Annotated in this window: 17 protein-coding genes; 13 read left to right on the top strand and 4 right to left on the bottom strand. The window is 43.1% G+C overall.

Features of this window, described 5'->3' with window-relative positions; genetic code table 11:
• Window positions 1–60 precede the first annotated feature (60 nt).
• Window positions 61–972, top strand: coding sequence for a DnaJ C-terminal domain-containing protein (locus D8S85_RS12005; RefSeq protein WP_106480850.1), 912 nt, complete (start codon window positions 61–63; stop codon window positions 970–972).
• Between the two features lie 12 nt (window positions 973–984).
• A complete protein-coding gene (locus tag D8S85_RS12000) occupies window positions 985–1,299 on the top strand; it encodes a chaperone modulator CbpM (RefSeq protein ID WP_106480849.1) in 315 nt (104 codons plus the stop codon).
• A 46-nt stretch (window positions 1,300–1,345) separates the two neighbouring features.
• On the opposite strand, the gene D8S85_RS11995 is transcribed toward D8S85_RS12000, so the two are convergent.
• From D8S85_RS11995 to D8S85_RS11985, 3 genes are all read right to left on the bottom strand, one after another.
• Window positions 1,346–1,681, bottom strand: coding sequence for a hypothetical protein (locus D8S85_RS11995; protein ID WP_106480848.1), 336 nt, complete (start codon window positions 1,679–1,681; stop codon window positions 1,346–1,348).
• A gap of 183 nt (window positions 1,682–1,864) precedes the next feature.
• Window positions 1,865–5,269, bottom strand: coding sequence for a golvesin C-terminal-like domain-containing protein (locus tag D8S85_RS11990; protein ID WP_106480847.1), 3,405 nt, complete (start codon window positions 5,267–5,269; stop codon window positions 1,865–1,867).
• A gap of 101 nt (window positions 5,270–5,370) precedes the next feature.
• Window positions 5,371–5,793: an immunoglobulin domain-containing protein gene (locus tag D8S85_RS11985; protein ID WP_106480846.1), complete on the bottom strand. Its 423-nt coding sequence runs from the start codon at window positions 5,791–5,793 to the stop codon at window positions 5,371–5,373.
• A gap of 981 nt (window positions 5,794–6,774) precedes the next feature.
• Here D8S85_RS11985 and D8S85_RS11980 point away from each other — a divergent pair.
• The 7 genes from D8S85_RS11980 to D8S85_RS11950 all read left to right on the top strand — a co-directional run bounded on the left by D8S85_RS11980 (window position 6,775) and on the right by D8S85_RS11950 (window position 14,729).
• On the top strand, window positions 6,775–7,905 hold the full coding sequence (locus tag D8S85_RS11980; RefSeq protein WP_106480845.1) for an AAA family ATPase: 1,131 nt from the start codon (window positions 6,775–6,777) through the stop codon (window positions 7,903–7,905).
• A gap of 200 nt (window positions 7,906–8,105) precedes the next feature.
• Window positions 8,106–9,317 carry a dicarboxylate/amino acid:cation symporter gene (locus tag D8S85_RS11975; protein ID WP_127075115.1) on the top strand — a complete coding sequence of 404 codons (1,212 nt, stop codon included), beginning with the start codon at window positions 8,106–8,108 and terminating at the stop codon, window positions 9,315–9,317.
• Window positions 9,318–9,658: 341 nt separating this feature from the next.
• Window positions 9,659–10,258, top strand: coding sequence for a TetR/AcrR family transcriptional regulator (locus D8S85_RS11970; RefSeq protein WP_106480843.1), 600 nt, complete (start codon window positions 9,659–9,661; stop codon window positions 10,256–10,258).
• Window positions 10,255–10,857 (top strand): TetR/AcrR family transcriptional regulator, encoded by a 603-nt coding sequence (locus D8S85_RS11965; RefSeq protein WP_106480842.1) that lies wholly within the window; start codon window positions 10,255–10,257, stop codon window positions 10,855–10,857. Before D8S85_RS11970 ends, D8S85_RS11965 begins: the two co-directional genes overlap by 4 nt.
• 75 nt (window positions 10,858–10,932) lie before the next feature.
• Window positions 10,933–12,363, top strand: coding sequence for a TolC family protein (locus D8S85_RS11960; RefSeq protein ID WP_172726508.1), 1,431 nt, complete (start codon window positions 10,933–10,935; stop codon window positions 12,361–12,363).
• Between the two features lie 122 nt (window positions 12,364–12,485).
• The gene (locus tag D8S85_RS11955; protein WP_127075113.1) at window positions 12,486–13,472 is read left to right on the top strand and encodes an HlyD family secretion protein; all 987 of its coding nucleotides are present in this window, start codon (window positions 12,486–12,488) and stop codon (window positions 13,470–13,472) included.
• A gap of 84 nt (window positions 13,473–13,556) precedes the next feature.
• Entirely contained in the window at window positions 13,557–14,729 is a 1,173-nt protein-coding gene (locus D8S85_RS11950; RefSeq protein WP_106480839.1) for an ABC transporter permease, read from the top strand.
• A 121-nt stretch (window positions 14,730–14,850) separates the two neighbouring features.
• Here D8S85_RS11950 and D8S85_RS11945 read toward each other — a convergent pair whose 3' ends face one another.
• Window positions 14,851–15,849 carry an IS110 family RNA-guided transposase gene (locus D8S85_RS11945; protein WP_106625029.1) on the bottom strand — a complete coding sequence of 333 codons (999 nt, stop codon included), beginning with the start codon at window positions 15,847–15,849 and terminating at the stop codon, window positions 14,851–14,853.
• 357 nt (window positions 15,850–16,206) lie between these two features.
• Between D8S85_RS11945 and D8S85_RS11940 the strand changes: the two genes are divergently transcribed.
• From D8S85_RS11940 to D8S85_RS11925, 4 genes are read left to right on the top strand one after another with little or no spacing between them, the layout of a single operon-like run.
• Window positions 16,207–17,382, top strand: a complete 1,176-nt coding sequence (locus D8S85_RS11940) for an ABC transporter permease (protein ID WP_106480838.1) — start codon at window positions 16,207–16,209, stop codon at window positions 17,380–17,382.
• A 13-nt stretch (window positions 17,383–17,395) separates the two neighbouring features.
• Entirely contained in the window at window positions 17,396–18,463 is a 1,068-nt protein-coding gene (locus D8S85_RS11935) for an efflux RND transporter periplasmic adaptor subunit (RefSeq protein WP_127075111.1), read from the top strand.
• Between the two features lie 40 nt (window positions 18,464–18,503).
• Window positions 18,504–21,635: an efflux RND transporter permease subunit gene (locus D8S85_RS11930; RefSeq protein WP_106480836.1), complete on the top strand. Its 3,132-nt coding sequence runs from the start codon at window positions 18,504–18,506 to the stop codon at window positions 21,633–21,635.
• Window positions 21,636–21,644: 9 nt separating this feature from the next.
• Complete coding sequence (locus tag D8S85_RS11925; RefSeq protein ID WP_106625083.1) at window positions 21,645–23,054, top strand: TolC family protein; 1,410 nt, start codon at window positions 21,645–21,647, stop codon at window positions 23,052–23,054.
• Window positions 23,055–23,656: the final 602 nt, after the last annotated feature.

Genomic DNA, 23,656 nt, shown 5'->3' with positions numbered 1-23,656 from the left:
ATATCACAGGTTGGTACGTAGTTTGTATGAACGTATTACAAATGTATAAATTATAAAAGTATGGCCTACATAGATTACTATAAAATTTTAGGAGTTGATAAAAGTGCTTCACAGGATGACATCAAGAAGGCTTTTAAGAAACTGGCCAGAAAGTATCACCCGGACTTGAATCCGGACGATCCGAATGCCAAGCAACGTTTCCAAGAGATAAACGAGGCGAATGAGGTGTTGGGTGATCCGGAGAAACGGAAGAAGTATGACCAGTATGGAGAGAACTGGAAACATGCCGACGAATTCGAGGCCCAGAGACAGCGTTACCAGCAGCAAGGCGGCGGAGGTTTCGGGGGTGGAGCCCATTGGTCGTCGGAAGGCGGGTTCTCCGGCATGGGGGGAGATGGTGAGTTTTCGGACTTTTTCGAATCGTTATTCGGTTCTCGTCGAGGAGGAGGACGTTCTGCCGCATTCCGGGGTCAGGACTATAATGCCGAATTGCATCTGTCATTCCATGATGCCGCACAGACACACAAACAAGTGTTGTCGGTAAATGGTAAAAATATACGTATTACCGTTCCGGCCGGAGTAGCTGACGGGCAAACGATTAAATTGAAAGGACAAGGTGGACCCGGTGTGAACGGGGGACCCGCGGGCGATTTGTATATTACGTTCGTGATAGCAGAGGACCCGGTGTTCAAACGTTTAGGGAATGATCTGTACGTGACGGCTCCTTTAAACCTTTACTCGGCTGTTTTAGGTGGAGAACAGGTGGTGGATACGATGGATGGTAAGGTGAAATTAAAAGTAAAACCCGGAACACAGAACGGGGCGAAAGTAAGGTTGAAGGGAAAAGGTTTCCCCGTCTACAAGGAAGAGGGAAAATTTGGTGATCTGATCGTGACTTATTCTGTCGAGATTCCAACAAATTTGACGGAAAAGCAGAAAGAGTTATTCCAGGAATTACAAAAACTTAGCTAAAGGGAAAGAGTTATGGAAACAGATTTAATTATAGTTAGGGAATACTGTCAGAAAAGTCACGTGGATCCTTCATTTATCGTGTCTTTGGAAGAAGACGGGTTAATTGATATCCGGGAGGTCGATGGAGAACGTTATTTGCTCGAATCACAATTACGTGATTTGGAACGTTTTGTCCGTTGGCACGAGGATTTGTCCGTGAATATTGAGGGGATTGGTGTCATCCACGAGTTGATGGGACGATTACATGAAATGCAACATGAACTGGACCAATTACGTCGGGAGGTTCGGGTGTTCCGCTCGAATCATTTCGGGTATTGGGAAGAATAAAAATTGGAGAGTGTCCGTATATACATACGTCACACTCTCTGTCTTTTTATAATTTGCCATTGTTGATATCCCGTAATTTCAGTTCGAGAGGTTTATAAACTTTCTGATTTTCATTTTTAAGTTCCTTTTGACTGGCAATCGCTTTTTTCAAGATGATTTTGGCATCTTTAAAATTTCCGATTCTGGCCAGTAAGTCGGCAGCCGGGACGGCAACTTTGTCGTTGAAACGATTTATGTTATAGGCATAGTTGATCCATTTGCTGCATAACGCTTTGGTTTTCTTGTCGGAAGGGGAAAGTTTCCAGAAATAATCAGTCCAGACGACGATGTTATGTGCCGTGATATTTCCGGTTTCAAAGATATGTTGTGCGAAAAGTTTCATTGATCAGAGAATCAACGGGATTCTCGTTAATAACCATGATCACGCTACTTATCCTTGCACAAATTTAAAGATAAAAGAATAAATAGCATCATTAAAGGATAAAAACTATTTCGGAATTGTTGTATGAAAATGTTGTTATCAGAATAAGGGTCTTCGAATGTAATTATATGTTGTTTTTTGGATCTATTCTTGTAGTCGAACCCATTTTATGGCATCTGCTGTAAGTTCTTGTGGTGCGACACCATAGTATTTCGATTCGATTTTTTCTTTACGATCTCGATCGCATAGAGTTACTTTTGCCTCCTTCGTGAAATGGAATACACCAAGGGAAATCCATCCTATTTCGTCATGATTTACGTGAATAACGACTTCGTGTTCTTGTGTACCATCGAAAACAGAGTAATAAAATTCTTGTCTTGGGTCTTTCACCTTATCTTGGGGACTTGGATGATAAAAAAACACTTCATATTTCCCTTTCTGTGGTAATTCTGTATTCCATTCCACTTTTTGCTTGCCTGCATCCGCTTGTTTTATATATGCACTTTGGATGGGAGAACCGTAAAAATGATGGTTTATTACGGGAGTCCATGCTTTTTGTTGTCTATAATTTGTGTAATATGCTTTATAATTATTCTCTTTTTGGAACAAAGACAAGAGTTTAAAGCCTTTTGCTTTGACAATTCTGAATCCAGGATCCTCGTTATCGACAATGATCTCGTTCTCGTTTCTTTGCTTCCAGAATGTAATGGAATCAATGTGGGTTATTTTGCAGGTAGTATCTTTTATAACATTGTTCTCCAGTTCCAAATTCACGTATGACGGGAAATTCTGGGAAAATGGACGGTTTAGATAATAACGATTTGTGCGGAAGGGTGGTTCTTTCAGCTCTTTTGTCTGGATTTCTCGACCTTCATGAGGGGGGATAATCCAGCTTTGTAAATCAGTTGTCATCACGATTCCGGGGACGTCACTCTCGTTAAATACACTGAAACTATATAATACTTCTGGGTAAAATGATTGTTCCTCCGGGTCTTCGATTTTAATTACTTTGGCATTTCGTATTTCGAGGCGGGGTACTTGTTTTGTATTATACCAATGATCGATCAAGGAATCTAATCTAAGGTTGGTCCATTGGTAAAATTGTTGATAAAATTCTTCTGCAGGAACCTCTTTGAATTGATTTCTTAATAGAAAATCATGATAAAACTCTTTAAGAGTATCTCTGTGAACTTGAATTTGTTGAGATATATACATCCATAACTCGGCACTTTTTTTGTGAATGATATTTTGAAGTTTTTCAGAGGATAGAGAATGCTCATGTAATGCTTCTTTTAAACTCTTATTTTTCAGATATGCTATTGCGTCGACTTCTCCGACGTCCCATTCTTGGGGTAATATGTTTTTATCTTGAAATATAATATTGTTTATAATATTATTTATAATTGGGTTTTCATCTGTAGAAATATAAAATGTTCTTCCTCGAAAAGCTGGTATTATGCTACAAATTCCGTCCTCAAAAATGGGCTTAAGAGTGATTGGCCATAAGAACAGGTTGAATTGTTCTTTTTCTTTTTCTGTTTGGGGTTTCCTATTGTTGTATTTTGTTATGGAATATAATTTTTCTGGGATGAATACCATCCCTCCTTGTTCTCTTTCTCCAGTCGGTTGTACTAAACGAGAATAAATGTGGTAATTACATGGAGTTTCCACAAAGATTTGCCAATAATACGGGTAATGTTGAATTGGGTCAAAATCTCTTTTGGCTAAAACAATATTTTTAAGTCTCTGTAGAGGGAGAATGCCATCGTTTAATGTGTTTACCATAGCTAATTCCTCTGCTGTGAGATCTTTCTCTGCGAATGAGAGACATTCCTTAGATTCTATTGTTTGTTTTGCATTTAACAATATAGAAGCTAATTTGTCTTCTTCTAAATCAAATCTTTCAAGAAGATATTCATGGCGGGGATGATAGTAAAGAGTTAAGCGGGTTGTGTAATTAGGCATGCTGGTGGTGTCTGCGAAAAATCTAGGAAGTAACATTAAAGTCCTTTTCTTGTAATTGCCAATGCATAAGCTGATTCCTGGCATATCATGTTTGAAATGAAATGAGGTTATACCCTCTTTTTCTTCTGTGGTATATCCTTGGGAGATAGCCGTCAGTTTAGGATCATGTTCCACTTTAAGGGAGTAGCGAGTGAAATTTATGGCGGGATTTCCCAGTCTACTATATGGGGAGATACACATAGGATACCAGATGCATTCTATGGGGAATAGCTTGTAATCTTTTTCACAAAAAGCCGGGAAATTCCCGTAATGATATATCCCGAGAGAATTTACTTGTGGTGAGTCATGTTTTTCCGGAATAATATCTAAATTGCAAATTGTATTTTCTATTTTCCCTTTATATTTCATAGTTACATGGCAAGAGTCTTTAGCTTGTAACTTCTTGTTGATGATCAAAATTTGATGCTCTTTCCGGAACGAAATTTCTTGGCCGTCAATCTCAATAGAGTTGATTTTTAAACCGGGATTCAAGTACATAATTAAAGGAGCCTCATTTGAGGTTTTATTTTTGATTGTCATGTGGCTGCTTGCAGATATACCTCCATCTGCTAATTCTTTCACGTGTAAGTCATGGCGAGTGATTCTTGTTTTGGACGGTCCTGCATATTTTTCATAGACTTGTCTGTAAATTTCCCGAGTATCTTTTTCCTTCCAGTGCAGATTAAGATAAAAGAGTGCTAGACAACTGGCCAGTATAAGAAAGAAACAAGCAATACCTATACTATTTTTTAATATCCGGTTATAATTGGGAATCCGGGGGAAAGGGATAATTGATAGTACGAGGAAGCTGATCCCTGTGAAGAAAATACCTCCTCTTTGTAGCAAATAGTTAACTAAGTTTGAATGTCCCGTGAAGTCTGAAAACATGTTGGGTATATTGCGAGCGCAGGGATCCAAAACGCCATGGAAAAGCGTGGCTCCTCCTAAGATGATTCCTCCTAATGTAAGTAATAATACCATAAGACTTATACCTGAATGCCGAATAAAGCGGGTTACGAGGCTGGATATTCCTAGAAAGTAAATGGATGCAGGAAACGTGAGAGTGAACCAGTAAAATAGATAATATGATAATCTGAAAGATTCTGGATACAAGATTGCGTTGAAAAGGATAGAAGTTGCAAATAAAATCCAGTTTAATATGGTGATTACGAGTAATAAACCTAGGAAATTCCCTGCCACAATCTCGTTGTTTCCTTGTGAATGAGTATGTAAGGCTTCCTTTGTTCCCAATTTGAAACTTCTTGAATTGTTTACAGCACAACAAGCGATGAAAATCAACTGGATGATATTAAAGTAGTAAGCACTTTTAAAAGGAATGGCAGAAGCTAAAGCCAAGGAAGGCCAATCTTGGTAGAATTGTAATAAATTTTTTATGGAGATTGCATCATTCCCTTTTGACAAAAATGTAAATTGATAGAAAATTAATCCTAAAATGGCCAATGTGATGAAAATATGAAACAGAATACTCCTGCGTGTACGTTTAAATTCGTATAAGGTCTCAATAAAAATGTTATCCTTGTTCATGATGCAATTCTTTGAAAGATTAAAAAATTAAAAGCACCATTTTAGTTATCGTTTTTTGAAATAGTGCTTTTATATTTGAATATATCATTTATTCTTGCTTTTTATTCTGAAATTGTAAAATCAGGGGCAACGTATACGCTAAAAAGGATAGAAGTCGAACCATATTTATTGGTAAGAGTTATGACATATCTCCCTGCATCTTCCATTCTAGTATTAATAATCGTAACGTTCACAGAAGATTCATTGCTTGAATAGATGCAATTTTCCCCTAAAGAACCACCTTCCCGTGTAACACTCACCTTTGCTCCTGCCTCAGCCTTTTCAAATGTGATGCTAAATGTAGCTCTATCGCCTTCTTTTATAACTATTTCAAGGGACAATGGGGTTGCACTTAATATTTTAGGGGGGAGATTTTGCTGTAACATATCTGTTAACATAAGGGGAATGTCTAATCTTTTTTCTTCTTTGCTAGTGAATCCTGTAAAAAGTAAAGAGATTATTACTAACATTAATAATTTTTTCATAGTTCAAAATTGTTTGATTAATATTACTGCGAATATACGAAAATTATCCAATATTATGAGTGTTGTTACGAATAATAATTATCAGATGAATTATTGTTGTGAATAATTCCAATATACTTTTTTATGTAATTTATATTAAATTTATGTTTCCATCGGAATGTTATTAACTGCATTTTTTCTCCATGCCTGCTTGGGCTTTGCTCTGCGTGAGGAGATAGACTCCCGTGAAAGCTATTAGAGTAGCAACTGTTTTACCCTAAGTTTGCGTATCTTGGTTCACAAGAATGGCTAAAGTGGTAGTAACTAGCTGTCGTACATAATTGTACATGCTGACTGTCGTGGAATGGAAGCTGAAATAATTACCACTATTACGAAATTTATTGAGACAATTAGCCCAGAGTCAATCGGAGAGTTCATCCCAAGTCCTTTAACGAATATAAGTTGATTAATAATTGGAATATTCTCCACCCCTTTTGTATACGGGTAAGAATTTGAATATATTTGTAATTAGTTATAAAATAGTGTGTTTGATATATAAAGAAAAGTCTTGTCGTTTTAATATGCTTGTGCGGTTTGTTGGGAACAAGTGTGGCACAAGTGAAGGTTTCGTACGATAAAGGTAACAGGGGAACCTATAACTGGCGGTATAAAGAAATAACAGTCGCTGATAACTATGCACCCCGGTATGCGGTTGACGTAATCAAATACGCTCGGTTGCAGAATACGTGGGGTGAACGTGTTGAAAGGAGGTGCACATAGCCTTAACGTGGAGGCTGTTCGGGTTGTAAATCAGCCCCGAAATAAATTCCTGCTTAGTGTCCGCTTCATCTGGGAAACGTGCGGAGGAGCATGACCGTACCCATTAATTTTTAGTTACAGTAAGGGCGATGGTCACGCGTGGAGATACGGTGCAATTTTATAACGATCATGCACTCATTATTATAAGATAATAATTATCTTTGTGTATTAATAAAAGTAGTTATGGTACAGGTAAATAATCCATTCATTACGGCGGGGTATATTTCTCCAGAGTATTTTTGCGATCGACAATCGGAGAGCAACGAACTTATAAAACAGCTTACAAATGGGAACAATCTTGCATTGATATCTCCACGAAGAATGGGGAAAACAGGTCTTGTCATGCATTGTTTTGCTCATTCGGAAATAAGTGATAAGTATTACACCTTCTTTGTGGATATATACGCCACAAAATCATTACGTGATTTTATACTGTCATTAAGTAAGGTTATTTTGGAGCGATTGAAACCTTTCGGAAGAAAAGCCATAGAAACATTTGTGAATTGTGTGAAGACATTACAGGCCGGAATTTCTTTTGATGTTGTCGGTAATCCCTCGTTTAACATGCAATTGGGTGATGTACGCGATACTCGGGCAACATTAGATGAAATCTTCAAGTATTTGGAGGTGGCTGATAAGCCTTGTATCGTTGCTATTGACGAATTTCAACAGATTGCCTCGTACCCTGAAAAAAATTTGGAAGCCCTTTTAAGAACTTATATCCAGCATTGTAATAATGCTCGTTTTATTTTTGCGGGAAGCCAGCGGCATATTATGGGGAATATGTTTCTAAGTCCCTCTCGTCCCTTCTACCAGAGTGTATCGATGCTTTACTTGGAATCCATTCCGCGGGATAAATACATTGAATTCGCAATGGGGCATTTTGAAAAGGCAGGGAAGATGATCTCCCCGGAAATCATAACGGAGGTGTATGACCGTTTTGAAGGTGTCACTTGGTACATTCAGAAGATGTTAAATACTTTGTTTATGATGACAGAGAAAGGCGGATCATGTACAGGGGATATGATTCAAACTGCCTTGCAGAACATTATTTCAAGCTATCGTTATAATTATGAAGAAACGCTGTTCCGGTTGCCGGAGAAGCAAAAGGAGGTATTAATCACTATTGCCAAAGAGGGGAAGGCGAAAGAGGTTACCGGTAGTCGCTATATCAAAAAATACCGTTTGGCTTCGGCAAGTTCCGTGCAAGCTGCTTTAAAAGGATTGTTAGAGAAAGATTTTGTCTCCTCGGAGCTGGGAACATACTATGTCTATGATAAGTTCTTTGCTTTGTGGCTCTCCCGTTATTTTTAGTCGTGAAATCCTCTTCATTTCAAATCGGAAAGGTCATTCCAAGTCATTCAACGAACGCAAGTTGATTAACAATTGTGCCTAGAATAGTACATAAATAGGATTAGTAAATCTTTTTTACTTACGTTCTCGTTTAAAGTAAATAGGGAAATCGCCCAAAAGGCGAGAGCCTTGAATGACGTACTAATATAAATAGATGGCCTATGGAAAAAAAGAAGATAGGATTATTACCCAAAATTGTGATCGCAATAGCTTCCGGTATCGTGTGCGGACTTTTCTTCCCCGATGGGTTGGTAAGAATATTCTTAACGGTAAATGGCTTGTTTAGTAATTTCCTTGGTTTTATTATCCCGTTACTGATTCTTGGATTGGTGGCCCCGGGTATTGCCGATTTGGGCAAAGGAGCCGGGAGATTGTTGTTGATAACTGCTTTGCTGGCGTATGGATTTACCCTGTTTTCGGGATTCTTTACTTACCTTGCCAGTGATTTGAGTTATCCGTGGTTATTGAAAGATGCCGAGTTGCAACCGCAGGAAATGGCGGTGGTGGAACCTTTGACTCCTTATTTCACGGTGATGATGCCACCTTTGATGGACGTGATGACCTCTTTGGTCTTGGCTTTCACGTTAGGCCTGGGAATGTCGGTTATCAACGGGGCCACGTTGAAAGAAGCGATGGAGGATTTCAAGGATATTATCAACAAGGTGATCACGGGCGTGATTATTCCCTTGTTGCCGCTTTATATTTTCGGTATTTTCTTGAATATCTCGAATTCCGGACAGGTTTCCGGTGTGTTGGGCGTGTTCGTGAAGATTATCGTGATGATATTTTTCCTGACGATCATACTGTTGTTTATCCAATTCTTCATTGCCGGAATCGTGTCGAAGAAGAATCCGTTCCGGTTGTTTCGAAATATGTTGCCGGCTTACATGACCGCTTTGGGAACACAGTCTTCCGCCGCGACAATTCCCGTGACGTTGGAGCAAACGATAAAAAATGGCGTCAACCGGGAACTAGCCACTTTCGTAATCCCGCTTTGTGCCACGATACACTTGTCGGGTAGCACGATGAAGATCGTGGCTTGTGCCATGGCGATCATGTTGATGTCAGGAATGCCGATTTCTTTCGGGGTGATGGCCGGGTTTATTTTTATGTTGGGAATTGCCATGGTGGCGGCACCGGGGGTACCGGGCGGTGCGATCATGGCGGCTTTGGGGTTATTGCAATCTATGTTGGGATTTGACGAAACGGCTCAAGGGTTGATGATCGCTTTGTATATCGCGATGGATAGTTTCGGTACGGCTTGTAACGTGACGGGTGATGGTGCAATTGCCGTGATTATGGACCGGATTAACAAAAAAAGTCACCACACGGGGACTCGGGAGGAACTAGAAGAGGTGGTTGTGGCGGAATAATCTGGTATTCAGTTTGATTTAATACACGAAATAAAGATTAATACATGATGACTTCCGTATCACTACCGTGTAAAGCGCTATTAAAACGCTATTAGAACGCTATTAAAACGCTATACGGAATAGCGTTTTAATAAGATTTTATAAGCTTATTAGAAACTTTATATACGGAAGTAATCCACTAGTGATTATGAATTGTAGCTTTATTATTTTATTATTAGAAGGTGATATCCTGATTATGATTTATAAAAAACGATTATTTCCCCTGTTAACGTGAATCTAAATGTTAAATTTAAGATGTTCAGTTTTTATCTCTATCTTTGCAACATATAATAAAAGTTTCTATGACAGAACTTCGGGAGGAAATAGTAAAAAAGGCGTTTTTGCAATTCTTGAACAGGGGGTATAAGGCCTGTTCGCTGAAAACACTGGAACAAGCCACGGGCTTGACCAAAGGAGCGTTTTATTATTATTTTAAGGATAAGAAGGAAATTTTGGAGGCGGGGATGAAGCGTTATTTTAGCGTGATGAAGGAGGAGAGCGAGGACGATGTGGAGCGTGTGACCTCTTTGCGAGAGTTCATTGATCTCGTGATCAAGAATAAAGAGGCGAGTGCTGATGCATCCCAAAAAGCTTTTGGGTGTTTTATTCTGGAGGTGCTGTTTTTTCAATTGGTGTTGGAAGTTGCTTCGATTTTCCCGGAATTTCGGGAGAGGATATACACGATTTCCAAACGACGCTTGGCGAATTGGGAGCAGATTATTTTGAAGGCGAAGCAAAGCGGGGAAATCCGGGAGACGTTGGATACTTCGGTGTTGGCGCGTAACTTGATGTCCGTGTCAAGTAGTATGTTGAATATTGAATTGGATCAAGCGAGTTTCCAGTATATGTTTTCAGATACCCGGATGCAGTTTGAACAATATTATATGTTGATAAAGAAATGAGTGGAACGAGAGACACGATTATCGAGGCGGCATTTCTGCTGTTTTTGAAAAAGGGATTTAAGACGGTAACTCTTACCGATCTGGAAAAGGCCGTGGGGATGACCAAGGGTACGTTTTATTATCATTTCTTGAACAAGGAAGAGGTGCTGAAAGAGGGGGTGACGAGGTATTACCGTATGTTGAATAGTCGGCGAGCCGAGGAAATGAGCCGGGTGCATTCGTTACGGGAGTTTGTTGACTTGACGATCCATAACCTGGAAAGTATCGGTCATTACGGGGCGAAGCGTTTGGATAGTGATATCCCCGAAATTTTGTGCCTTTCGCTGATGGTAGAGGTGATTTCCTTGTACCCGGAGTTTAAACAGATGGTGAGCGATACGAAGATTTCATGGATGTCGAAGTTGGAAGGTGTTATTTTAGAGGCAAAACGGGCTAAAGAGATAAGAGATGATGTGGATACGTCTATTCTGGCAAAGAATTTGTTGAACATAAGTATTGGGTTGATAAATTACATCGTCATGCATCAGGATATTTCTTATGCTTTATCATCGGTGCGTTACCAGTATGAACAACTTTATTCGTTAGTAAAAGCTCGATAAAGTTTTTACGGGAGTACATACCGAAAAGTATAAATTTGAAGAAGCTTGAAGTTAGAATATAAAAACGAGAAAGTGATGAAGAGGATTACGAAATGTAAATCTGGTTTGAGTTTAGTTACTGTATTATTGTGTTTTATATTGCAATCGAATGCACAAGAAGTGTTAAGTTTGGAGGATTGTCGGCGGTTGGCGATAGAGAACAATAAGAAACTGAAAATTGCAGACGAGGAGGTAAAAGCGAGTCAGGCGCAAAAAGCAGAGGCTTTCACGAAGTATCTGCCCGGTATTGACGCTATGGGCGTGTATCTGCGCAATCAAAAAGAGATTAATTTGTTGGCTGATGATGCTCATTTGCCCGTCGGGTCGATGGGTTCGGATGGGAAGTTTACGTTTCGTCCCGATCAATTGACGATTGGTTTGGATGGGCAGTATGTCCCGAAGGATTATGCCTTGTTGCCGAAGGAGGCAATGAGCGTGGACGAACGGAATATGGGAATCGTGCAGGTCGGGCTGACACAGCCGATTTATATGGGAGGGAAGATCAGGGCTTATAACCAGATTGCCGGGTTGGCGGAGCAATTGGCAAAGAGCAAGCGGTCGCAGGAGTTGCAGAGCGTGATTCTTTCGACGGACGAGGCTTACTGGCAGATCATTTCTCTGGTAAACCGGAAGAAATTGGCGGATAAGTACGTGGAAACATTGAGGAAGTTCGTGCATGATGTCGAGTTGATGCACACGACGGGGGTGGCTACTAAAGCGGATGTGCTTTCCGTGCGGGTGAAACTGAACGAGGGGGAGATGGTTCAAACGAAGGTGGATAACGGCTTGTGTTTGTCCCGGATGTTGTTGAACCAGATTTGCGGTTTACCGACAGACACGATCGTGATGTTGAAAGAAGAGGTGGTAGACACGGACGTGGAGGAGGTGCCCACGGAAAGCTTGGAACAGGTGTATAGCCGGCGTCCGGAGGTGGCTAGTTTGCAGTTGGCCGCGGATATATATAAAAAGAAGGAGAAGATCGCTTTATCCGAGTATTTGCCGACGATTGCTTTGACGGCAAATTACTTGAGTAGCACGCCTTCTTTCTTTGACGGGGTGAGTACGAAATTTGATGGTATGTGGAGCGTGGGAGTTGGGATTAAGGCCCCGATATTTCATTGGGGAGCATCCCGTAAAAGTTTACGTGGTGCAAAAGCACAGACGAACGCGATGAATTATAAGTTGCAGGAGGCGAAGGAGCAGATCGAGTTACAGGTGAACCAGTCGGAATTCAAGATGAAGGAGGTGACGAAGAAGTTGGCGATGGCCCGTAAGAATCTGGAACGGGCGGAGGAGAATCTGAAGTTCGCGAATTTGGGCTTTAAGGAGGGGACGATTCCCGTGTTGAACGTGTTGGAGGCTCAAACGGCTTGGTTGACGGCGAATTCGGAACTGATCGATACGCGGATAGAGGCTCGATTGTGTAAGGTTTATTTGGAGAAAGCTTATGGAATACTGGAATTTTAGATTTATGATACTAGATTTAAGATTGACCCCCTCTAGCTCCCCCTTCCCAAGGGGGAGCTAGAGGGGGTAGTTTTTCCATTCTAAATTTTAAATTTTAAATTCTAAATTTCAAATTAATTGTTATGAGTGAAAAGAAAGTAAGTGGGAAGGTGTTGATGTTTACGGGGATCGTGATCATCATATTTTTGGTTGCTATATTCGGGTTTATTTTTTGGGAGCCGGTGCCGGAGATGATTCAAGGTGAGGCGGAGGCCACGGAAGTGCGGATTTCCGGGAAGGTGCCGGGGAGGATTGAGCGGTTTTTGGTCGACGAGGGGGATCACGTGATGAAAGGGGATACGGTGGCGATTTTGGATAGTCCGGAGGTGATGGCGAAGTTTAATCAGGCACAAGCGGCGGAAGAGGCCGCTCAAGCGTTGAGCGATAAGGCTCAAAAGGGTGCCCGTGAAGAGCAGAAGGCGATGGCCTTCCAAACGTGGAAAAAAACGCAGGCGGCACTTGATGTGGCAAAGAAGTCTTTTGATCGGGTACAGACGTTATTCGAGAATGACGTGGTCTCCGCACAGAAACGTGACGAGGCTGAGGCAAATTACAAGGCGATGTTAGCTACGGAACAAGCCGCGAAGGCCCAGTACGAGATGGCAAGAAACGGGGCGGAGAAAGAAGACAAACAGGCTGCCGAGGCTCAGGTGAACCGGGCAAGAGGCGCCGTGGAAGAGGTCGGTTCTTATGTCAAAGAGACGTTTTTGATTTCACCGATTTCAGGTGAGATTTCCGAGCGTTACCCGAAGGTGGGGGAATTGGTGGGAACGGGTTCTCCCGTGATGAACGTGTTGGATTTGGAAGATATGTGGGTGGTGTTTAACGTGCGTGAAGATTTGTTGGGCGATTTGCAGATGGGTGCCGTGTTCACGGGATATATTCCGGCGTTGAATAATAAGGAGGTGCAGTTGAAAGTGACTCACATGAAGAATATGGGAACTTATGCCGCTTGGAGAGCCACGAAGACAACGGGGCAGTATGATGCGAAGACTTTCGAGGTGAAAGCCGTGCCCACGGAGAAAGTGGAGGGGTTGAGACCGGGGATGAGCGTTTTGAAGAAATTATGAAATTTAGAATATAGAATTTAGAATGAAGAAGGGGGTTGTGCGATTGGAATCTAAAATCTGAAATCGTAAATCTAAAATTAATTTATGCGAGAGAATATAAGGGCTTTGGGGGTGTTGATGAAACGGGAGATCCGGATGTTGGCTGAACATCGGATCTATTGGTTCGTGATGATTTTTGCGCCTTTGTTTTGCTTCCTGTTTTTCATGGATTTGTTGAAGGACGGGTTGCCGAAGAAGTTGCCTGTGGCCGTGGTGGATGAGGATAATACTACGACTTCCCGTTCTCTGGCGCGTTCGTTGAACACGTTTGCCCAGACGGATGTGGTGATGCGCACGGCAAATTTCAGCGAGGCCCGGGAGGCTTTACAACGAGGTGATGTTTACGGGATCTTTTATATTCCGGCAGATTTCCGGCGGGATGCTTCGACAGGGAAAGAGCCCGTGTTGTCGTTTTACACGAATGATACTTATTTTTTGGCGGGTTCTTTGTTGTATAAAGATATGCGGATGCAATCAAATTTGGCTAACGGGGTGGTCCAGCGGACGTTGTTGTTGGCGAAAGGGGAGGGAGGACCGTTACTTGCGGCGAAGTTGATGCCGATCGTGTTGGACACGCATCCGCTGAATAACCCGTGGTTGAGTTATGCCGTTTATTTGGCGAATTTCCTTTTGCCGGCATTCTTGTGCATGTTCGTGATGTTTACCACGGTGTACAGTATTAGTGAGGAGATTAAGCGGAGAACGTCAAGAGAGTGGTTGGAGGCGGGGAACGGTTCTATTATCGTGGCATTGATGGGAAAACTTATCCCGCAGGCTTTGATTTTCACGGCGATGGGGATGCTTGCTCTTTCCATGTTGTATGGTTATGCTCATTTCCCGTTAAATAGTGGATTTTTCCCGATGTTTTTGGCGATGGTGCTGATGATTCTGGCTTCTCAGTGTTTTGCGCTGTTTGTCACGGGAATGAATCGCCGGAGCAGGATCGCATTGAGTACATGTGCCTTGTGGGGCGTGTTGTCGTTTTCAATATGCGGTTTTACTTACCCGGTGCGTTCCATGCCGGAGTTGGCACAGATCGGGTCGAATTTGTTCCAGATGCGCCACTATTTTTTGATATACGTGGATCAAGCTTTGAATGGTATTCCGATGATATTTTCTTGGCAGAGTTACGCGGCATTAATGGTCTATCTGTTTTTGCCCATTTTTGTACTGCCGAAATTGAAGTCGGATTTGTTGGAGTTTAAGTATTTGCCGTAAATCGTTGGAAACGATTTGCGGGTTGAGATAGGATTTGAAATTTAGAATTTAGAATTTAAAATTTAGAATGGAAGAACTACCCCCTCTAACTCCCCCTATTCTTATGATTTATGCAAATATTTCATGAATAAACAGGGGTATAAAATTGATCTTTTTTGATGACAGCAAACATTCTCGCGATCAGCTTTGCCCTGATCGCGTTAATGACCGTCATCTTGTTCTTTCCTTCCTTAACCTTTCTCTCGTAATACGCCTTTAACTCACCAGACTTCCTTCCCGTGATCGACAAGGCAGCCATGTGTAACAACGTCTTGATTTGCTTGTTCGCCCGCTGGGATACCTTGTTCCTGGAATGTTGACTGCTTCCCGAGGTGTAACGGAAAGGTGCTACCCCGGCATGACAGGCGAACTTGCGGGGATCATCGAAGCGCGTGAACGCTTCAGTCTCGATGATCAAGCAAAGGGCGACACTCGGCCCAACCCCCTCGACTGATAGCAACAACTCCCGCTGCCGCCAGAGAACACGGCAGGAACGGATAATTGTCTCGACGAGTAGATCGATATCTTTGATCAATTTTTCCAGCTCTTCTATCAACCGTTCCAGTCTTTGAGCCTTCTCTTGATAGACTCGATCAAGCATGAACTCTCGTTGGTCGGAGAGTTGCCCCTTGTACTTGGCCAAGTCCGACTTGTAAAGGTCTTGCTCGTTCCTTAACTGCTTGAGGCGCTCGATCTCTTCCCGAGGACGCTGGTAATAACGAGCGTTGTCACTGAAACGAGAGGCGTAGCGAGCGATTCGGTGAGCATCGACCTTGTCATTCTTCCCACGTGAGAAGCCCGAAGAATACTTGATCTGCGCTGGATTTTCAAGCCATAAACCACAAGAGAGAGACTGGCAAGCGATTGACAGGGGGAAGGTGTACTGCCCCGTGTGCTCGGCACAGACTAGCAGGTTATCGATCGAGGTTTTAAAATCAACCAAGAACGTTTCCAGGAAACGACGTATCGACGGGATGTTATTGTTTACTACTTCTTCAAGAACTATCGTGCCGTTTAGCAACACGCAAAAATCAAGTTTCTTTTTACTAACGTCTACCCCGATAAAATAAAAGTTTTCCATATCTTTGTGTTTAGCAATTTGAAGAGGGAAAGGATATTGAACGTCACCTAAAAACCTTAACAACAAGAAAGTTAATTTCTTATACAGGTCCCCGTTCAAGAAAGCCAAGGTGTCCAAATAGGGGGATGAAGCTGTTTTCAAACACAGCTCACGGTTCACACCTCGGTTTCCTTTCTTTCAAATTAGTTCATACTTTACAAATATAAATATTACTTTTTTATTCCATTTACTTTTCATGATACAAAGCTAAGGTTACACAGGGGGAGAACACGCGACATTGAAACATCGTACTTGAAAAGGGGGAGCTAGAGGGGGTCAATCTAAAATCATAAATCATAAATCTAAAATTAATAAGGGATGGTTTTCTGGACAGATATATATTATGTTTTTAAACGGGAGTTTTATGCGGTGTTCCGGGATCATGCCGTGTTGACCTTTTTCGTGGCATTGATGTTGGGATATCCGGTGGTCTACACGTTTATTTATAGTAACGAGGTGGCGATGGAGGTTCCTGTGGCGGTGGTTGATCATTCGAAGTCGGCGTTGAGCCGGGAGTTTATCCGGAATTGGGATGCCACGGCCAGCGTGGATGTGGTGGCTCGTTGTGAGGATATGGAGGCGGCGAGGTTGCTGATGTATAAAAAAGATATTTACGGGATTTTAGAGATTCCCGCTGATTTTAGTAAAAATGTAGCTCGGGGGGAGCAGGCGTACCTCTCTCTTTACTGTGATATGGGAGCTTTGTTGAATTACAAGGCTTTGCTGACGGCGGGGACGGATGTTGCTCTGGCGATGGGGAAAGATATACAGGTGCAGGGGATTGAGTATGCCACGGAGGTCACGGAGCAGATTGCCTCTTCTCCGGTACGGATTCAGGACGTGAAATTGTTTAATCCTCAAGGTGGTTTTACTTCTTTTTTGATTCCCGCGGTGTTGATTTTAGTGGTACAGCAGTCGTTATTATTGGGCGTGGGAACGATGACGGGTACAGAACGGGATCGACGTCGGAAAGGGTTGCTGTTGCCCGAAAATAAGCATTTTCGTCGTCCGGTGCGAGTGGTTTTGGGGAAGGCCTTCGCTTATCTGCCCATTTATTTCGTGATGAGTTATTGGGTGTTTTTCATCGTGCCTCGTTTGTTCGGGATGACTCAGGTCGGGGAGCGGGGAGAGTTGATGTTGTTTTTATTCCCGTTTTTACTGGCGTGTACTTTTTTTGCTATTGCCATGTCGTTTTTTAGTCGGGAACGGGAAATGCCATTCTTGATATTCGTGTTTACGTCTGTTCCATTGATGTTTATTTCCGGAATTTCTTGGCCCAAGTCGGCGATACCGGAATATTGGGTGTGGTTTGGCAAGTTATTCCCCTCCTCGTTCGGGATTGATGGTTTCGTGAAAATCAACAATACAGGTGCCACATTGTCAGAGGTATTACCTGAATTTAGTGGATTGTGTATATTGATGGTATTTTATTTTATTGTGGCATGTTTGTTGTATAAAAAAGAATGTAGAAGATTAAAAATTAACAGGGATTAGATAAAATAGAAAAATGATGAAAGGTGTTGTATTTTCTTTATTTGGGTTGATTTTATTAATGTGTGCCTGCGGAAATTCTCAAACGAAACAGGACCGCGGTAAAGCTACGGTACAGGCCGATACGGTGAAAAGTTACCAAGGAGAATTGTCGATTATTTATCCGGGGAAGATCAAGGCAGCTTCGGAGGTGAAGTTGTCATTTCGGGTAGCCGGACCTATCCGGGCTGTGTTGCCGGAGGTGGGGGCTTTTGTGAAGAAAGGAGAATTGATTGCCGAGATCGATCCGAGGGATTACGAGATTCAACTTTCAGCGACTGAGGCGGAATACAATCAAGTGAAAGAGGAGGCCGGAAGGGTTATTGAATTGTATAAGCGGGGGAGTGTTCCGGCGAATGATTACGATAAGGCCGTGTCCGGACTCAAGCAAATTACGGCAAAGTATAATGCACATAAGAATGCATTGGCAGATACTCGTCTGACAGCACCTTTTGACGGGTATATTCAGAAAAAGTATTATGATTCTCACGAGACGGTATCTGCCGGTTATCCCGTGGTGTCGATGATTAATAGTAATTATTTTGACGTGGATATTGATATCCCGTCCAGTGATTTCGTGCGTCAGGGGTTGTTCAAGTCATTTTCTTGTACGATTGATGTGTTCCCGGGACAAGTTTTCCCGTTGGAGTTGATCGAGATTACCCGGAAGGCGAACTTGAATCAGTTGTACCGGATGCGTCTGCGTCTGAAACCCGTGCCGGGAGTGGATATTGCTGCCGGGATGAGTGTGAACGTGACGATCGAGTACAACCCGAACGAGGAGGTATTGACGGTGATTCCGTTGTCCGCGATGTTCGAAGAAAACGGGGCATCCGCCGTGTGGGTGTATAACCCGAAAACTCAAAGCGTGACCAAACGTGTGATCCAGTTGAGTAGATTGTTGAAAACAGGTGAGTTGATTGTTTCCGAAGGATTGGCTGCCGGAGAGATCGTTGTGTCTGCCGGCGTGCATAGCTTGAAGGAGGGAATGTCCGTGGAATTATTAAAACCGGTTTCTAAAACAAACATAGGGAAACTGCTTTAATTTTAGAACTTGTAACCTGTAACATTACGAAGTAATTGATATGACTAATTTAACGGATTATGCATTAAATAATAGGGCACTGGTAAAGTTTTTTATTGCAGTGCTGGTGATTGGAGGTATTTTTGCCTTTAATTCAATGAGTAAGTTAGAGGACCCGGAAATCAAGGTAAAGCAGGCGATGGTGGTTACGGTATATCCCGGGGCTTCTGCTCATCAGGTGGAGTTGGAGGTGACGGATGTATTGGAAAAGTCGATTCGTTCGATGGGTGCAATCGGTAGTATTGAATCCAAATCCATGGCGGATATGTCGTTGATCACGGTGGAGTTGGAGAGTACGGTGAGCCCGGACGAGTTGGAGCAGAAATGGGATATCCTGCGTCGGAAGGTGACAAATGCACAAGCACAAATGCCCGATGGGGTACGTCCTTCCGTGGTGATGGATGATTTCGGGGATGTGTATGGAATGTTTTATGCCATAACAACCGACGGGGTGGGTGACGAACAGTTGTTGGATTATGCCCAGTTGGTGAAACGGGAGTTGCAGGATATTGAGGGGGTACGCCGTGTTGAAATCTATGGAAATCGAACCCCGTGTATCAATATCGAGATGATGCAGGATAAGATGGCTAATCTGGGTGTTCACCCGATGGAGGTGTTGTCCACGTTGAATAGTCAGAACAAGACGGTGTATCCCGGTTATTTCAATAGCGGGGATCAGCGTTTGCGGGTAGCTATTAATGATAGCTATAAGTCGATAGAGGATATCAAGAATTTAATTATACAGGGACACGAGGATGATCAGTTGCGTTTGCGGGACATCGCTTCCATCACGGAAGGGTATGAGGACCCGGCTCGTAACGGGATGAAGTATGATGGCAAGCAAGCTTTCGGGTTGGCAATTTCCATGGAAAAAGGGGGAAACATTATTACCTTGGGAGAGAAAGTCGATCGGGAACTGCAGCAATTGAAAGAGTCTCGGATTCCGGTGGGCGTTGATTTCCAGAAAGTGTTCTTTCAACCGGATCGGGTGAGGGAGGCCATTAATGTTTTCATGGTTAATTTGGTGGAATCCGTGGTAATCGTGATTCTCGTGTTGATGCTTACGATGGGATTCAGAAGTGGGATGATTATCGGTACGGGATTGGTGATTATCGTGTTGGGGTCGTTCGTGGTACTTTATCTTTTTGACGGTACCTTACAACGGGTTTCACTGGGATCGTTGATTGTTGCCATGGGAATGCTGGTGGATAACGCGATCGTGATTGTCGACGGGATACTGGTAGATTTGGAGCGGGGCGTGAAACGTCCGGCGGCGTTGACGAATATAGCGAAGAAGACGGCCATGCCTTTGTTGGGAGCCACGTTGATTGCCATATTGGCTTTCTTCCCGATTTTTATTTCCCCGGATACGACGGGTGAGTATGTGCGGGATTTGTTTATCGTGTTGGCGGTGTCCTTGTTGTTGAGTTGGGTGTTGGCCTTGACGCAAATTCCGATTCACGCGGATCATTCCTTGAAAGTGAAGCCGAAGAAAACGAACGAGAATTTGTATGATAGTAAGATATACCGGTTGTTCCGGCAATTCCTTTCCTTTATGTTATGGCATAAGTCCATGGCAATCGGGGTGGTGGTCATTTTGTTGGCGATAACCGCATTCTTGTACCGTTATATCCCGCAGGGATTCTTCCCAGATTTGAGTTACACGCAGTTGTATATTGAATTTAAAATGCCGGAAGGTACCCGGGTAGAACGGGTGGAGTCGGATTTGGCGAAAATAGAGGATTATTTGTTGAGCCGTCCGGAGGTTACTCATGTTACAACGAGTGTCGGTGGAACTCCGGCTCGTTATAATCTGGTGCGTTCTATCGCGGAGCCCACGATGAGTTACGGGGAGTTGATTGTGGATTACACGACCCCGGAAGAGTTGAAAGCGTCAATGACCGAGATACAGGATTACCTGACGGCTCATTACCCGGATGCTTACGTGCGGATGAAACGATATAACCTGATGTACAAAAAGTACCCGATCGAGTTGATGTTTACCGGTCCGGACCCGGCCGTGTTGAGAGAGTTGACCGCGAAAGCGGAACAGATTATGCGCGACGAGCCGGCAATCACTTTGGTGACGAACGATTGGGAACCGATGACTCCCACGCTGATGGTGAATTATTACCAGCCGATAGCTCGTTCCGTGGGACTTTCCCGTTCGGATGTCGGTTTGTCGATGCTGGCGGCCACGGATGGTATGCCCGTGGGTTCTTTTTACGAGGGTGTACATGCAAAGCCTTTGTACATGAAGAGCGTGGATAGTGAGGGGGAGAAAGTGGAAGCGCTGGATAATATTCCCGTGTGGAGTGTGTTGCCTTCGACGGCGGCTTTGAACGAGGAATCGTTGAAAGAATTGTTGATGGGAACCATGTCCGGGGAGGATTTACTATCACAAAGTATCGGTTCTATTCCGTTGAATCAAGCCACGCAAGGTGTTTCCTTGAAGTGGGAGGATCCCGTCGTGCGACGTTACAACGGGCAGCGGGCGATGAGAGCGCAATGTAATAATGCTTTGGGCTATACGGCAGAGAGCGCTCGTTCGTTGATCGTGGCGAAGGTGGACACGATTACTTTGCCGGAAGGGTACGCTAAGCAATGGTTGGGGGAACGTAAGGCAAGTAATGATTCGATGAAATATTTGTTTGCCAATATCCCGTTGGCTGTTATTTTGATGATCGCGATACTGATCATGTTGTTTAAAGATTTCCGTAAACCGATTATTATTTTCTGTTGTTTGCCGTTGGCAGCTATCGGGATTGTGTTGGGCATGTTGATCAGTGGTAAGGAGTTTGGTTTCGTGGCAATTGTCGGTGCGTTGGGGTTGGTTGGAATGATGATAAAGAACGGGGTGGTTCTACTGGACGAGATCGGGTTGCAGATTGCTTCCGGAAAAGATCAGACACAGGCGCTGCTGGATTCTTCTTCTTCTCGTTTCCGACCGGTGATGATGGCATCTTTGACGACGATATTGGGAATGATTCCCTTACTGGGTGACGATATGTTTGGTTCGATGGCCGTTACAATTATGGGCGGTTTGTTGGTAGGAACAGTGATCACGTTGGTATTTATTCCCGTGTTGTACGCGATATTCTTTAAAGAGAAGAAAAGTGATAGTATAAGTTAGATGGTTATTATGAAAGGTCTGTTAATAATATTATTGGTTTTAGGTATTTCTCCGGTAAAAGCACAGGTTTCTTTGAATTTGGAGAAATGTCGGGAAATGGCTTTAGAGAGTAGTAAGAAGATGTCGATAGCCACGAAGCAGGGAGAAAAGGCGGAATTTGAGCGAAAAGCTTATCGTGCGAATTTCTTACCTAAACTCTCGGCGACCGGGTTGTATGCTTATATACAGAAAAAGAGTTCATACACGATTGACGGGGGATATTTGCCAACGTTCGTACTGGATGATAATAGGGAGTTGGTTTATAATCTATATGTTGATCCGACAACGAAACTTCCGGTGATGGGAAAGGACGGGTTGCCTTTGGCGAAAGCATACGCTTTTATGCCGGATATTGAATTGGAGTTAGGATTACGAGGGGTTTATTCGGCAGGGGCGATGTTGGAGCAACCGATTTATATGGGAGGTAAGATTCGTTCAGCTTACCGTATGGCTACCATTGGAAAGGAAATGTCCGAATTGAATAAGCAGTATACCCGTGCGGAAGTAATTACTGAGGTGGATGAGGCTTACTGGCAATACTTGCGGGTGGTGGAACTGGTGACTTCCGCCCAGAAATACAAAGCGGTGGTCAATGAGTTGGTGCGAAATTTGACGGATGCTTTCGAAACGGGAATGGCTTCCCGCAACGATTTGTTGAAGGCGCAGGTAAAGTTAAACGAGGCCGAATTGATGTTGCAAAAGGCAGAGAACGGGAAGGCTTTAGCAGGAATGAATCTTTGCCGGGTGATCGGGATAGACCTCCATTCGACGATACAGGTAAGTGATTCGTTGTACGCGGAGGTGACTCCCGGGGTATTGAATGCCGGAGAAGGATTGCAACAGCGCCCTGAATATAATTTGTTGGAGAAAGATGTGGAGTTGAAGGGAAAACAGGTGGCGTTGACCCGTTCCGATTTCTTGCCGGAAGTGGGAGTGTCCGCTTCTTATGGATATTCCGGGGGAGTATCTCTGAATGGACAGACGGAGAACTTGGCTTCTTTCATGGCAATAGCTTCCGTGAAGATTCCGATTTACCATTGGGGCGAAGGCCGGGGTAAAATTAAAGCAATGAAAGCAGAACAGGAGATGAGTCAATTGAAAAAAGAGGAGATGACTCAAATGATGCTTCTGGAGATTGCTCGGGCTCGCTATAATATCGAGGATTGCCATACAAGGGTTATACTGACCCGTAAATCGTTAAGTCAGGCAGAGGAGAACTTGACGGTGAGCAAAAATCAGTACGAAGTAGGGTTGGAAACGATTACAAACTATATGGAGGCTCAAGCCCAGTGGCAGAAAGCGTGGAGTGATTGGATTGATGCGAAAGCGGAGTTGCGATTGAGCGAAACGAGGTACTTGAAAGCGACGGGACGGCTATAAAAAATGAGGCTTGCTTTTGAGCAAGCCTCATTTTTTAGTAATAAGTTCGGATGTGGGTTTAGGTAATAAATGAGCTTTTGTGAAGCGATACTTGTTTTTAATAAAAATCTATGTATATTTGTGATGCTCTTCATATCCTAAGGCAGGGGAGAACCTGCCAATTCATGACAGGCATTTTTTATGCCTGTTATCTTCATACGGCGGTTTCGTACCTCCGTGTTGGAACGTTAATGCGTCCACTGCCTTAGGGTGAAGAGCAACGGGAAAGGCGAAACCGTTTTTTTTCGTCCTAATCTTGAAACCAAAAACTTATGAGGGGAAATCGTGATCATATTTTTGTGCGGGAAGTTGTTGATCCGACTTCCATTTTTCGTTGATTTTTAGCGTTTACTTGTGATGAGATCGGCTGGTAAAGCATTCGAATGTAGGAATGTTTTGATCTTTGTATTTTTTGCCGGTTAGGTGAAATCTTTGTCTTGCAAGATAAAGGGTGAGGGTGTCATATCAAATAGTAATGAAATGTGGATAGCCAAATAAGAAACAGAAAAATGAAATAGAAGGTGTATTCTCTGCCTCGAAAACTTTGAATATCACCTTCTTGT

It is taken from the genome of Butyricimonas faecalis, from assembly GCF_003991565.1.
GTDB lineage: Bacteria > Bacteroidota > Bacteroidia > Bacteroidales > Marinifilaceae > Butyricimonas > Butyricimonas faecalis.
This window is presented reverse-complemented; position numbering and strand designations above follow the sequence as displayed.